Source organism: Paenibacillus sp. P4_A9, from assembly GCF_056402415.1.
The window spans coordinates 86,554-100,106 of sequence record NZ_JBFUHL010000007.1; the positions used below are offsets into that span (position 1 = coordinate 86,554).

The 13,553-nt window shown below is 47.3% G+C and carries 13 protein-coding genes; 2 read left to right on the plus strand and 11 right to left on the minus strand.

Annotation, left to right across the window (positions count from 1 at the left end):
- Positions 1-17: 17 nt before the first annotated feature.
- Positions 18-1,181 carry a glycosyltransferase family 4 protein gene (locus AC1DVJ_RS08390; protein ID WP_477589836.1) on the minus strand — a complete coding sequence of 388 codons (1,164 nt, stop codon included), beginning with the start codon at positions 1,179-1,181 and terminating at the stop codon, positions 18-20.
- A 171-nt stretch (positions 1,182-1,352) separates the two neighbouring features.
- Between AC1DVJ_RS08390 and AC1DVJ_RS08395 the strand changes: the two genes are divergently transcribed.
- Both AC1DVJ_RS08395 and AC1DVJ_RS08400 read left to right on the plus strand, forming a co-directional pair.
- The gene (locus tag AC1DVJ_RS08395; protein ID WP_477589838.1) at positions 1,353-2,489 is read left to right on the plus strand and encodes a GGDEF domain-containing protein; all 1,137 of its coding nucleotides are present in this window, start codon (positions 1,353-1,355) and stop codon (positions 2,487-2,489) included.
- Between the two features lie 145 nt (positions 2,490-2,634).
- Positions 2,635-3,576 (plus strand): aldo/keto reductase family protein, encoded by a 942-nt coding sequence (locus AC1DVJ_RS08400; protein WP_477589840.1) that lies wholly within the window; start codon positions 2,635-2,637, stop codon positions 3,574-3,576.
- 62 nt (positions 3,577-3,638) lie between these two features.
- Here AC1DVJ_RS08400 and AC1DVJ_RS08405 read toward each other — a convergent pair whose 3' ends face one another.
- The 10 genes from AC1DVJ_RS08405 to AC1DVJ_RS08450 all read right to left on the minus strand — a co-directional run bounded on the left by AC1DVJ_RS08405 (position 3,639) and on the right by AC1DVJ_RS08450 (position 13,550).
- On the minus strand, positions 3,639-3,935 hold the full coding sequence (locus AC1DVJ_RS08405; RefSeq protein ID WP_477589842.1) for a DUF6509 family protein: 297 nt from the start codon (positions 3,933-3,935) through the stop codon (positions 3,639-3,641).
- Between the two features lie 126 nt (positions 3,936-4,061).
- Positions 4,062-4,535, minus strand: a complete 474-nt coding sequence (locus AC1DVJ_RS08410; RefSeq protein ID WP_477589844.1) for a DinB family protein — start codon at positions 4,533-4,535, stop codon at positions 4,062-4,064.
- Entirely contained in the window at positions 4,532-5,707 is a 1,176-nt protein-coding gene (locus tag AC1DVJ_RS08415) for a CaiB/BaiF CoA transferase family protein (RefSeq protein ID WP_477589846.1), read from the minus strand. The genes AC1DVJ_RS08410 and AC1DVJ_RS08415 overlap by 4 nt, the downstream gene beginning before the upstream one ends.
- Before the next feature lie 48 nt (positions 5,708-5,755).
- Positions 5,756-6,343 (minus strand): cysteine dioxygenase family protein, encoded by a 588-nt coding sequence (locus AC1DVJ_RS08420; protein ID WP_477589848.1) that lies wholly within the window; start codon positions 6,341-6,343, stop codon positions 5,756-5,758.
- A gap of 14 nt (positions 6,344-6,357) precedes the next feature.
- Positions 6,358-7,128 (minus strand): CoA-transferase, encoded by a 771-nt coding sequence (locus tag AC1DVJ_RS08425; protein ID WP_477589850.1) that lies wholly within the window; start codon positions 7,126-7,128, stop codon positions 6,358-6,360.
- A gap of 15 nt (positions 7,129-7,143) precedes the next feature.
- Positions 7,144-7,959, minus strand: coding sequence for a CoA transferase subunit A (locus tag AC1DVJ_RS08430; RefSeq protein ID WP_477589928.1), 816 nt, complete (start codon positions 7,957-7,959; stop codon positions 7,144-7,146).
- A gap of 44 nt (positions 7,960-8,003) precedes the next feature.
- The gene (locus tag AC1DVJ_RS08435) at positions 8,004-10,040 is read right to left on the minus strand and encodes an ABC transporter ATP-binding protein (RefSeq protein WP_477589853.1); all 2,037 of its coding nucleotides are present in this window, start codon (positions 10,038-10,040) and stop codon (positions 8,004-8,006) included.
- 3 nt (positions 10,041-10,043) lie between these two features.
- Complete coding sequence (locus tag AC1DVJ_RS08440) at positions 10,044-10,940, minus strand: ABC transporter permease (RefSeq protein ID WP_477589929.1); 897 nt, start codon at positions 10,938-10,940, stop codon at positions 10,044-10,046.
- Between the two features lie 21 nt (positions 10,941-10,961).
- Positions 10,962-11,885, minus strand: coding sequence for an ABC transporter permease (locus AC1DVJ_RS08445; protein ID WP_477589855.1), 924 nt, complete (start codon positions 11,883-11,885; stop codon positions 10,962-10,964).
- Between the two features lie 21 nt (positions 11,886-11,906).
- Positions 11,907-13,550, minus strand: coding sequence for an ABC transporter substrate-binding protein (locus AC1DVJ_RS08450; RefSeq protein WP_477589857.1), 1,644 nt, complete (start codon positions 13,548-13,550; stop codon positions 11,907-11,909).
- Positions 13,551-13,553: the final 3 nt, after the last annotated feature.

A 13,553-nucleotide genomic window follows, 5' to 3' on the forward strand; every position in this document is an offset into this window, starting at 1 on the left:
GCCTTCCTTATTGAACTTTATTCTTGTTGACCTGTTTCCTCTTGATCCGTCTGCTCTGTCACTTGATAGCGTTCATACACACTTTTCAATTGACGAAGTACACGATTCAATGAGTAGGTCTTTTTAGCTTTTTCCCAAGCCGCTCGCGCTAAATTATAGCGGAAGCTAGGGTCTATCACGACTTTCTCTAGTGCATGACTCAGCGCCATAGCGTCCCCAACAGGTACTAGTAAGCCATTGTGACCATGCTCAATTTGCTCAGCAATCCCGCCAACATTCGTACCGATCAAAGCTAACCAGCACAGCGCTGCTTCAGCGAACACGGAACCGAAAGCCTCTGCACGGGATGGCAGAACGAATACATCGAAGAACGGCATGAATTCTTCCGGATGGAGCATATACCCATAAAAAATCGTATCTTCATAAATATTTTGCTCGATCGCTAATTTCTCAAGCTCTTCGCGGCTTGGTCCATCGCCAATGATATGGAGAACAAACGGATGTCCGCGCTTCTTCAGCTCACCACAGGCAATAAGCAGCGTATCCAACCCTTTGGCGGGCACTAACCGACAGACGGTAATGAATTGCGTGACTTGATTCTCATGTGAAATCGGACGGAAGCGTTTCTCATCAAAGCCGTTCGGAATGACGCCTATGCGTTCACTATCTTGTACATATTCCGCCATATACTGCTTAAACGAATTTGAAACTGTTATAATCTGGTCTACTTTTGCTTCCAGCTCCCCATAAATCTGGGTTAGAAATTGATGTTCCACGCCATTCTCAGCAATGCGCCCATTAAGAATGAGCTCTCTCTCGAAGCTGGAGTGAATGGTCAAAATCACGGGTGTATCTGGAAAAACCTGCTTCATTACCAATGCAGCAATAGGATGATGGGCATGTATAATATCAAATTTCTTAGAAATTCTGAGCTTCGTCCACCATACATAATCTTTATAGGTTTGAATGTATTTATCGATAATCGGGTTTCCCGCATACTTACGCCAATCGAAAGTAGTGAATGTTACTTCCTCAGTTCCCTTGCCGCGAATCCGCTTAGGCAGCGAAAATAGCTCCAATTCCCATCCTTTTTTATTAAATCGGTCCAAAATATAGGGAACCATGGATGACACCCCACCCGGTTGTTCCGGGGGAAAAAACAATGCTTGCAATATGTTCATTGCATGAGCCCCTCTCCCAAATCCTTGAGCTTACCTTCTTATTGTAACTTGTGTCAGACGAATAGAAAAGAGAACACAGCCTTAACAGCACAAATGTTCTATCCCTGGACCTCATTTTCCTTTATAATAGAGTCTACTTATGACGAAAAATAAGTTTTCTTGGAGGAACACATGAACATCATGGATCTGCTTTACGGTGAACTAGCCTCATTTCTCTCGCATGCGATAATCGTTGTGATGGTAGCTCTTATGTTCGTCATTTCACTTCGTTTGTTTTTGGATCGACGCAAAAAAGCGTATATGTCCATGACGATATCGCTCGTTTTTGTCGGCATCCATTGTTTGCTTCAATTGTATGTAACGCTTTACGGCATCGATACGAGTTTAATGAATTATTTGCAGCACATGCTCAAAATTATTTCATTTGTACTTATAAATATGGGGATTTATCAATTATATAATCGTACGAACCGCAAGCAATATATATTTTTCTACGGCTTAATTGTAATGGGTTTTATCGTGTCTACGCTCCACATCATTGTCCCTAACATGTATACCGGGACAGAGCAACAGGTCCGTCTTTTGCAAGATATTGGTCTAGAGCTCTATGTATTCATACTCATTTTCCTATGCTTCTATATGATTCCTCCGTACATTGGACAGCAAATGAAATACCAACTGGCTTTGACGATTTACTTTTTCTTTCAGACGGTTCATCTGCTGAATACCTATATGTATGAGAATGCTCAGCCAGCGCTAACCCTCGCAGTCAATTTGCTGCCCATCATTTATTATTTTCTCTTATTTATGATTCTCTTTGAACGTGTCGTTGAGCTGATGCAAGCCATCTATAATTCATCCATTACAGACGGACTAACACGTCTTTATAATCGCAAATTTTTCTACAATCGCGTTACACAGCATGTTCAGCGCCATTTGCCTGTTACTATTTTGTTCAGCGATATCGATAATTTCAAGAAATTGAACGATACGCAAGGACACCAGATGGGGGACAATGTGCTCAAGCAAGTCGCGCAAATTATGAAGGATGAAGCAGAGGAATGCGGGATTGCAGGCCGTTATGGCGGTGAAGAAATGGTGATCATGGTTTCCGATCCCAGCGTGAAAATGGACGCTTTTGCTGAACGAATTCGCAGCCGAATCGAGAAAGAAACCATTGTAACGGCGAGCATCGGATATAGTAAATATAAGAATGGGTTGAGTGCCGAAGAGCTCATTAAACAAGCGGATGAAGCCATGTATCGTGCCAAGACCACGGGAAAGAACAAGGTTGTGAAGTTCGCCTAACTTGCAGAGGTGAGTAAGTCCCTCACCTGGAGGTAAGTAACTCACCTGCTTTTTAGTTCTTACGTCTGGTCGCTGAATTCTTTATAATAGAACCGTACATACATCAACTTTACACATTTCAAGTTAAATCAGGAGGCAATGTAGCATGCAATATCGTAAACTCGGAAATAGTGGTCTCAAAGTTAGTGAAATTAGTCTAGGCAGTTGGATGACCTATGGCGGTTATGTCGGGGAAGACCCTGCTGTGCGTTCCATTGAACAAGCCTATGATCTAGGTGTGAACTTTTTCGATACAGCCAATGTGTACGAACGCGGTGAAGCCGAGCAGCTCATGGGCAAAGTCCTATCCGCTTATCCACGGGACTCCTACGTTTTAGCAACGAAAGTATATGGTAAAATGGGCGATGGACCCAACGATCGCGGACTTTCCCGTAAACATATTAAAGAACAAGCCGAAGCTAGTCTACGTAGACTGAATAAGGACTATATTGACCTCTATTACTGCCATCGTTTTGACGTTGAGACACCGCTAGAAGAAACACTTCGCGCGCTAGATGACTTGGTCAGGCAAGGTAAAGTGCTTTACATTGGCGTAAGTGAATGGACACCAGCTCAAATTGTGGAGGCCTATGCGATCGCAGATAAGTTCTTATTAGATAAGCTAGTTGTGAATCAGCCTATATACAATATGTTCACTCGTTATATTGAAAAAGACATCATCCCGCTCGGCGAAACGAAGGGCTTCGGTCAGGTTGTATTCTCGCCACTTGCTCAAGGTCTTCTGACTGGTAAGTACCGTTCAGGGCAGCCTATCGCCGCCGATAGCCGTGCAAGCAGCAAAAACTGGGATGAAAAGCAGCTTAATGAGGTTGTTCTACACAAAGTAACCCAATTATCCGGCATTGCGGATGAATTAGGCATCAAGGTGTCCCAGCTTGCGATCGCTTGGATCTTACGTCAAAACAACGTATCCAGCGCCCTAGTGGGTGCTAGCCGACCAGAACAAGTTATCGAGAATTGTAGCGCAAGCGGCATTCGCTTGACGGATGATGTGCTAAGCAGCATTGAGGTTATTCTGCAAGGGTAGATCAGGTTGCAGCTTCCAAACGAATTGCACAAAAAAAAGAGGAGCAACAGCGCTCCTCCTCCTTATTCATTACCTTCCAAATAATGCTCCTTACAGAACGCTTCCACGACCGCAACTTCATCGTCCTCCAGATCGAAATCCAGATAAAGCTCTGTCGTTTTCTCATATAGCTCATATTTCATAAGTGCTGACGTTTCTTCGGTCACATTGTAGATGGCTCTGATATATAGGCCGCTCTCGGAATATAGCTCATCATCTTCCTCAACTTCAATATCGATGATAAATTCGTATCGTCGCCCGGTCAAAATCCCAAAAGGATCCCTGACCAATTCCACTGTGTAGGTTGTAATCGTAAACATCGTACCGCCCCTTTCTCTTCTGCACCTGTTAGTATACCCGAAAAACGAGCAAAAGAAAAAAGAGCATCTACGGATCAACCAGTTAGATGCCTTCAATAGGTATTTCCACTGCAGATAGCCTCGCCGTTATTTAATCCCTAAGGCATCCAAATTCCGCTGGATTTGCAGCAAATGCGTCTGCACATGACGGATAAAGCCTTGAAATAGATCGGCGACCGAGATTTCTTTGCCGTTATTATTCCCTTTCCGCTCCCACTGTTCCTCCGTCAAACGTGCATAGAACAGCGCATTATAGGCAAGCACCGCATCGAACGCAAGTAAAATGTCACTCAGCTCCGACTGGTTCGCTCGCGAGCTCGCAACCCAGGCATCCTGATCATAGAGGAGAAACTCTTTGCCATTTTCCGCTACAATTTTGCGAATACGCACGGCGTGTACGAAGCTGGCATCCACCAGATGGGACACTACTTCTTTGACGCTCCACTTTTCGGGCGCGGGCTTCCATTCCAACTGTTCACGTGAAAGCTCGCTTACACGTTGTTTAATTAACTCCGAAGTTGCTCGGTATATATCGATATGAAGTCTTGTTGTCTCACTCACGATCTAACACCCCATTCTTGAAAAATTTCTGCCGTATGCTCACCCTTGAGAGGCGGCTTGCGATAGATCTGAAACTGGTAGTCCGTTAGTTTAACGGGATAGCCTACTGTCGTGGTTCGTGTGTGATTCGGCAGCTCCAGTTCATGAATCAAGCCACTTTCCGTCACAGCAGGATCCTGCAAAATATCCTCAAACGTATTAATCGGCGCACATGGAACACCACGCCCATCGAAGATGTCGAGCCATTCTGCTGCGGTTTTCCGACTAAATACTCCCTGAAGTAGCTGTGCCAGCTCCTTCTGATGCTTCGCGCGAAGTGTCTGATTCTGAAAACGCGGATCGTCGGCTAACGCTGGCTGCTCCACCGCAGCCACCACCTCACGCCACAGCTTTTCATTCCCAGCTGCAATTACGAATGGCTTATCACTTGCTTGATAGCCTTGATACGGTGCGTTGCGAGGATGAGCACTGCCCAAACGCTTCGGCGCCACGCCATTGCCGTAATATTCACTTGTCTGCAAAGCGGATATCCCAAGCACACTAGCTAACATTGAGCAATCAATGTAGCTGCCTTTCCCGCTCCGAAAAGCTTGATGAATCGCCGCAACGACGGTGTAGGCGCCGTATAGTCCTGCAACGAAATCAGCCACAGGAACACCGCATTTGACAGGCTCGCCAGACTCTTCGCCCGTGACACTCATTAACCCGCTAATCGCTTGTATGGTGACATCGAATGCGCCCTTTTGTGCGTAAGCACCCGTCTGGCCGTAACCAGAAATGGAACAATAGACGAGCTTCGGGTTCGTTTCCGCTAATCGCTCATAGCTAAGCCCAAATTTCGCGAGCACGCCTGGACGATAATTTTCAACGATCACATCGGCCCCCCCACATAGCTCACGGAGTCGCTCAAGCTCCTCTGTCGCTTTAAAATCAACCGCGATACTGCGTTTATTTCGATTCAGTGAACTGAAATTGGAGCTATAGCTATCCCCTTCTTCGTTTGTAAAAAAGGGCGGCCATTCCCGCATGCTATCCCCGACATCAGGTCGCTCCACTTTTACAACATCCGCTCCTAGATCTGCGAACAGCATGCCAGCGAAGGGACCTGCCGCAATTTGCCCAAATTCAATGACTTTTACGCCTGCAAGTGGGCCTTGATTGTTACTACTCATGTTCTCTTCGCTCCTCTTTGTTTGGTGGTTAGAGATCGTTCGAGGGCATTAGCTATAAATGGGACTTGCATTATCATGCTTCGTGATGACATCTCGCGCATTCCCGGATGCCACGTCATGAATATGCCTAGGCTGCTTCCCGATATCCGTCCCATAGATGTGGATCGTAATGGCTACTTCAGCAAATGGATTGGCAACGCCATGGATATCATAATCAGGCGGATACACAAAGGAGATATCACCTTGGGTAGCCGTGATCTCGGATACCTCGCGAATCGTGTAGCGTGGCTCAGCGGATTCGCCGAGATCCTCACGACGATAGCGTTTCTCCACAACCGAACCGCGGTAAACGCCCACTAGACCCCAAACCAGATGATCATGCACCGGTGCCACCTGCCCCGCTCCCCAAATGAAAGCGTTGACTGAAAAAGACTCGTTCTCCGGCTTATATAACAAGTATTGTGCATATTTATTCGACAGCGGCACTTGCAAATCAGCAGGAAGCAAATGCTCATTTGTAAGGAGCTCCTGCAGATGAGGACGCACCTGATCAATGATTGCTCGATGATCCTGATGACGAGCCAGTATGACTGAAATATCAGTTTCCAGCTGGTTAAATATTTTATTTTCGCTCATGTCCATCCCTCTTTCTATGATTGAACTGCTGCGCTTTTCATAAAGGCACCAAAGTGCTGTTTCGCAAACAACGGATAGATACGGCGTAATTTCTGGCTTACCTCATAACGAAGTGTCGCCAGCTCGATCGCTGAAGGAGGTTCGAGGGTAGGAATCGCTGTGTCATCCTCGTTGGTCAATCCCAAATCAAATCCTGTTCGCCCTTGCACCTCAAAAGGTTTCACACCTGGAACGGTAGCAGCTAGCCGTAATCTACGTTCTGGACCATTAGGCTTCATGACACCAAGGGGCGTGTAGACGCCAACTAATCCATTTTGATGATAAACGCCTTGCCCCGATGCAGGTGTGGATGTGACGAAATCGAGCGTTTCTGGAAAACCTTTGATCCCGTGGTCTGTTTTAAATAAGAAAATGCGCTTGCACGTAAAATAGACAACACCTGAGCCTGCCCCGCCGGGGAGTCTCACCTTTGGCTTTCCATAATCGCCAATCACATGCAAATTGATGCGTCCATAACTATCGATTTGTGCTCCACTCAGAAAAAATACATCCATCCCCCCGCGCTGCATGAGATCAAAGAACTCTCTCGTCCCCTGGAAGGGCCAGTCACACTGCCCGAGTATATACACGGAAGCTTGCTTCGCATGCATCGATTTCGCAAGCAACGCAGCCGCAGCTGGTATCGGTGAGTTGTTCCCTACCCCAATAACCTCATGATTGCGCAGCTCTCTAGCTAAGTAACAGATCATGGACTCTTCCATGGAATAAGTTGACACACGACTCATACAATACCTCCTCCGCTAAGTGTTAATTAAGCTCTTCACATACAAATCAAAAGCAGCATCTGAAGCCGAAGCTTCCATATATGTGGAAATCACTTCATCATCTACGTCATAAAAACCTGGACAAGCCGTTGGCGAAGCGCCGCCTGGGGCATGAATGACACCGCTGAGAAACAGCGCAGGGATATAGGCACCTAATTGACTGGCTTCACTTCGCAGCGCATCAGGAGATACGATTTCTTCTACCGTAGCGAATGTCTTCCCTGAGGCTTGCGCTAACAGTCGATTGTTCTGCGCAGGATGGGCAATGATATTACCGAGCGTATCCGCCTTGTAGCCGTGAAGAATCGCTACATCGGGTCGAATCGCTGGCACAATGGCAATGCTCTCCTCCGCATGATACGGATTCGGTATCACATGAAAATCAGGTCTAATTGTCATATAATCTGTTCCGATTAACCCTCGAACGGGTGTGAAGGGTATGCCTGAAGCACCAGCCCCAATCGCAGCTGTCAGCGTGGAACAAGCATGCTCCAGTCCAACAATCGCGCCTTGCTCGAATTTTCGCCTAAAATTCAGTCCAAACCCATACTCCCCCATCGAAATTTGTGAGAATTCGACGGTTGAAACCGCCCCAGCCCCGATCAGCAGATCGGCATTCACGGCTGCAGCCCCCACACAAACAAGATATAGCTGTCGCCGCTGTGCGCGTACGATTTCACGAATGAGAGCCATGGGTGACATCTCCATGTTGCCGCTAACGGCAAGCTTCGTACCATCTGGGATCTGTGCAACCGCTTCTTGGATGGAGATAATCTTGGATGATGGCACCATGGATGGCACAATCGTCACTCCCTTTTCTAATAAAATTCAATCTCCTACAATGGATAATGACAAGCCGCATAGTGACCTGGGGCAATGGCCGTCAACTCTGGAACGACCTCACGGCAAAGCGCTGTCGCTGCTGGGCAGCGTGTATGGAAGCGGCAGCCAGAAGGCGGTCTAGCTGGCGAGGGCATTTCGCCTTCGAGTGGTACGAAGCTGCGCTTACGTTTAGGATCCGGAACTGGAATCGCGGATAGAAGCGCCTTCGTATAATGATGTGCAGGATGCCTGAACAGCTCATCCGTTGGCGCAATTTCTACCAGCTTGCCTAGGTACATCACACCAATGCGATCCGAAATGTAGCGAACAATATTAAGCCCATGGGCAATGAACAAATACGTCAAATTCATGCGTTGCTGTATATCCTGCATCAGGTTGACGATTTGAGATTGAACGGAAACATCCAATGCCGAGACGGCTTCATCGGCTAGAATAAACTTCGGATTCAACGCAATCGCTCGTGCGATCCCGATCCGTTGACGCTGCCCGCCTGAGAACTCATGCGGTAAGCGATCATACCAGGATGGATTGAGACCCACCAGTTCCATCACGTTCTCCACTTTGGCTCTTTTCGCTGATCCGCGTAAGGATTCATGCACCCAGAACGGCTCACCGATGATATCTCCCACTTTCCAGCGAGGATTAATGGAGCCATACGGATCTTGAAACACGATCTGCATATCTCTTCGCGTATCCTTCCAACCTTTCGAACCCGCCTGAATCAGATCTTTGCCTTCAAAATGAATCGAGCCCTCTGTCGCTTTCTCCAGCTGCAACAGAACGCGGCCTAGCGTCGATTTCCCGCAGCCGGATTCCCCAACAAGACCAAAGGTTTCCCCTTTGCGAATGTCAAAGGAAATATCATCAACCGCCTTAATGGAGGTGCGGCCTCGACCAAACAATCCTTGACGAATCGGGAAATATTTCTTCACATTCTTCACTTGGAGCAACGGTTGCTCCAAGCCCAGCGTCCAAGCATCCTTACGAATGTCTTCGCCAGCGATCAACTCGACAGGTGTCGGAGTCACTGTATCTCCGAAAAACTCAGCTGCCAGATGATCAATCCGCTCTGCGTTCCAACATGCGACCTCACGGCCATGAAGCTCCTGCAGAGGCGGATCTTCACTCAAACAGCGATCCGTTGCATAAGGGCAACGGGGGTGGAAACGGCAGCCTGTCGGTAAATTAGACAAGCTGGGGATTGTGCCTTTGATCGTGTACAGCTTCAAGCCACGAACATTATCCAGCGTTACAATGGAATGCAGAAGCCCTTGCGTATAGGGATGTGCGGGATTTTCGAATAGTTGATGCACGGGTGATTGCTCAACAACCTTCCCCGCATACATAACCACAACACGATCCGCCATTTCAGCCGCAATTCCGAGATCATGTGTGATCAGCAGAATCGACATTTGAAATTCATCTTTTAGCTCACGAAGCAAGCTTAAGATTTGGGCTTGAATCGTCACATCCAGCGCCGTTGTAGGCTCATCAGCAATCAGCAGATCTGGTCCGCAAGCTAGTGCCATGGCAATCATCGCCCTTTGGCGCATACCGCCGGAAAGCTCATACGGATATTGACCCATGCGAATTTCTGGCTCTGGAATGCCTACTCGGCGAAGGAGCGAAATAGCCTTATCACGCGCACCAACCTTCGAAATTCGCTCATGGCGCACAATCACTTCGACGATTTGGCTTCCAATCGTGAAGATCGGATCCAGCGCAGTCATTGGCTCTTGGAAAATCATCGCAATTTTCTTGCCTCGTAGATCGCTGATTTCCTTTTGAGACAGACCCACAAGACTTTGCCCATTGAGCTTAATATCCCCTTGCGAAATATAGCCCCCATCATAATTAATCAGTCGCATAATCGACAAGGACGTAATCGTCTTGCCAGACCCCGACTCACCGACCAAGCACACAATTTCGCCAGTACCTATTTGTAAGCTAATCTTGTTTATCGCATTCAGTGAACCGCTTGCCGTTTGAAAATCAACCGACAAGTCATCTATTTCAAGTAGTGGTTTCATCCTCTATGCCCTCGATTTCTTAGGATCCATGCGATCACGAATTTCGTCACCTATTAGATTAACCACAATCACCAGAAGTGTAATAGCCAGCCCTGGAAACGTCGCTACCCACCAAGCAACCGTCATATAGCTGCGTCCTTGAGACAGCATATAGCCCCAATCTGGAATTTCCTTCACCACACCTAGGCCAAGGAAGCTCAGCCCTGTTCCAACTAGAATTGAACTGCCAACCCCGATCGTCATCATCACGAGCAAGGGTGAAAAACAATTCGGCAGTATATGACGTATCATGATTTCCACATGTGAGGTTCCTACGGCACGGGCTGCATCTATGAATGGCCGATTGCGAATCGAGATCACTTGGCTGCGAACAACTCTGGCTTTACCAGGAATGGTTGCAACACTGATCGCCAGAATCACATTAAAGAAGCTAGGTCCGAGCGCAACCGAGATGGCAATGGCGAGCAAGATCCCCGGAATCGTCATCAAAATATCATTGAAGCGCATAAACAAGGAATCCACCTTCCCGCCCCAATACCCCRCCATAAGACCGAAAAACGTGCCGATACAACCTCCTATGACAACTGAGACAACACCCATGACAAGGGACTGCTGACACCCATAGATGACCAACGTCCACACATCGCGACCGAACTGATCCGTACCAAACGGATGTGACAGACTAGGTGATTGCAGCAGTTGATCCGTAAGCATATCCGTTGGCGAGTAAGGAGCAATCCAAGAAGGGAAGATGGCACACACGATCAGAAAAGCTAAAATAGAGAGCGATAGGCCAAGAAGCACCTTCGACAAGCTTAGCTTTTTGAACCGAAATGAGAATGTGAGAAGTTCTTGTCTTTTACGCAATAATCTTTCTGTTGTCACCGTGTTGAATAGCATAACAGCCAACTCCTTTCCTCCTTATCCTGACTTACGCACACGCGGATCGACGTAGGAATACGAAACATCTACCATTAAGTTGACCAAAATATTAAAAAGTCCTGTAATCAGAATCGCCGCTTGAATGACCGGAATATCTTTCTGATTAATGRCATCTACGACTAATTTACCTAAGCCCTGTCTGGAGAAAACGGTCTCAGTCACCACAGCGCCCGACAGCATTTCACCGACCAATAAGCCTAGAATTGTCACCGCCGGTAGGAGCGCATTACGCAGCACATGCTTATACAGCACAATGTTTTCAGATAATCCTTTTGCACGCAGTGTTAATACGAATGGCTCATTGATGACTTCCAGCACACTATTGCGAACCATTCGGGTTAACATCCCTGCTCCTGTCACACCTAACGCGAACGACGGTAGAATCAGTTGTTTGAAGCTGCCATTCCCAATTGCCGGAAGGAGCTGAAAATGCACGGAGAAAACGAGAATTAATAGTATGCCGAGCCAAAACTTTGGCATGGATACACCTAACAAGCTGATGACGCGCACGATGTAGTCCAAAACCCGATTTTGATATACGGCTGATAAAATACCAAGGATAAACCCCACAACGATCGCGAATAACGTGCTCAGTGCGGCTAAAGAAAGAGTGGCGGGAAGCTGAGCGAGGAGTCGATCAATCACTGGCTGGCTGTTGGCAAAAGAATGTCCGAAATCTCCCCGTAAACTATCCCACAGATATACAACATATTGCTGCCACAACGGTCGATCTAAGCCTAGTTGATGTCTCAAATAGGTAATACGCTCTGGTGCGGCATCATCACCTGCAATCATCTGGGCCGGATCCCCGGGAAGCCAGTGAATGATTAAGAAAACAAGCGTCAGCGAACCTATGATGACTGGAATAGAAACGATAAGCCTGTTTAATATATACTTCACCATCCGGGACTCCCCCTCATGTTCTTATTTTTGAATCCAAGCGTCGTAGAAGACAGGCCATGCTGGCGAGTCGAATGTGATCCCTTTGACCTCTTTGGTTGAAGCGACGGAATAATTAAAGACATACGTTGGTATTCCATACACTTGATCGATAATGTATTCTTGAGCGTCTTTGTAAATGGTTTTCCGCTTCTCAGGGTCCGTTTCCAAATACCCTTGTTCGAGCAGCTCATCTAGCTTCGGATCATTCGTTTTGGCAAGGTTATTTTCCTTAGACGGGCCTTTGGCCGAATAGAGTTGTCTAAGTACATCAGGATCGCCTGAGAATTGACTGCCTGCAATTAAATCGTAATCCCCTTTGTTACGGCGATCCGTGTAGGTTCCCGTAGGCAAGGTGATCACCTTCAGCTCTATACCGACCTGTTTCAGCTGTTGCGTGAATATCGCAATAAGATCCAATCGTTTCTCACGATTTCCTTGCGTGTCGATAACTTCTACCGTTAGACGCTTGCCGTCTTTCGCACGGTAGCCATCTGCACCCTTCGCCCAGCCTGCCTCATCAAGCGTTTGATTTGACTTAGCGACATCGAATTGATAGGACTTTTCTCTCGTTGGCGTATACCCGAACTGCTGCGGTGAAATCGGTGACCAACCTTGCTTCGAAGTGCCTAGATAAATCGTCTTAACCGCAGAATCGATATCGAGTGATGAGCGGAAAGCTTGGCGTATTTTCAGATCATTCCAAGGCGCCTTTTTAATATTCAAATATAACGTGAAATTGGCTTGCAGAAGCTCTGTTTCCTGCACATTGAAATTCTTATCCGCCTTCAACGCGACTAGATTTTGCGGAGGAATAATGTCCGCCACCTGTACCTGTTTGCTCTGCAAAACGCTGACACGGGTCGCTTCTTCTTCCACATATTTGACCGTTAATTTATCTAAGTACGCAGGGCCTTGATGCTTCGCATTCGCAGGACCCCAGTTATAATCGGGATTTTTCTCGAATTCGACTTGTGAGCTGGGTGTGATTTTCTTGAGCTTGAATGGACCCGTACCCACAGGGTTCTGCGGGAAAGCCTCGCCGTACTTCTTCACCGCTGTCGGTGAAACGAAGCCCAAATCCACCTTAGCTGCATTACTGAGAAATGGCGCGAAAGGCGATTTGAAGTTCACCTTCACCGTGAATTCATCAATGACATCTGTCGATTGGTAGGTTCCCAATTCATTGAGCGAGCTGTACGCTTTCGTCGCAGGGTCGATAATACGATCGAAGTTAAATTTGACGGCTTCCGCATTGAATGGTGTTCCATCATGGAATTTCACATCCTTGCGTAATTGAAAGGTATAGCTCTTTTTATCCGCAGAAAGCTCCCAAGCTGTCGCTAACCACGGTTTAAACGTGTGATCAGGAAGCTCCACGACTAAGCTGTCATAGAGCGATCGCATGACTCTCGTCGTAGGGGCGAAGCCCGCTTTGTGCGCATCCAAGCTATCTGATGTTACTGTTCCTGCCAATGCCCATACGAGCTCTCCCCCCGGAGTTACCGTCCCCGTTCCTTGCTCAGCCGTGTTCTTAGCTCCTTCATCTTTTGACGCATCTCCACAGCCTGATAATACCAATGACGTGATAAGTAGTGCGCCGACGATTGATTCGATTCTCTTTTTCATATG

Coding starts and splice junctions, on each gene's coding strand:
- AC1DVJ_RS08390 (WP_477589836.1), bottom strand. CDS start 1,181: ATGAACATATTGCAAGCATTGTTTTTTCCCCCGGAACAACCGGGTGGG.
- AC1DVJ_RS08395 (WP_477589838.1), top strand. CDS start 1,353: ATGAACATCATGGATCTGCTTTACGGTGAACTAGCCTCATTTCTCTCG.
- AC1DVJ_RS08400 (WP_477589840.1), top strand. CDS start 2,635: ATGCAATATCGTAAACTCGGAAATAGTGGTCTCAAAGTTAGTGAAATT.
- AC1DVJ_RS08405 (WP_477589842.1), bottom strand. CDS start 3,935: ATGTTTACGATTACAACCTACACAGTGGAATTGGTCAGGGATCCTTTT.
- AC1DVJ_RS08415 (WP_477589846.1), bottom strand. CDS start 5,707: ATGAGTAGTAACAATCAAGGCCCACTTGCAGGCGTAAAAGTCATTGAA.
- AC1DVJ_RS08420 (WP_477589848.1), bottom strand. CDS start 6,343: ATGAGCGAAAATAAAATATTTAACCAGCTGGAAACTGATATTTCAGTC.
- AC1DVJ_RS08425 (WP_477589850.1), bottom strand. CDS start 7,128: ATGAGTCGTGTGTCAACTTATTCCATGGAAGAGTCCATGATCTGTTAC.
- AC1DVJ_RS08430 (WP_477589928.1), bottom strand. CDS start 7,959: ATGGTGCCATCATCCAAGATTATCTCCATCCAAGAAGCGGTTGCACAG.
- AC1DVJ_RS08435 (WP_477589853.1), bottom strand. CDS start 10,040: ATGAAACCACTACTTGAAATAGATGACTTGTCGGTTGATTTTCAAACG.
- AC1DVJ_RS08450 (WP_477589857.1), bottom strand. CDS start 13,550: ATGAAAAAGAGAATCGAATCAATCGTCGGCGCACTACTTATCACGTCA.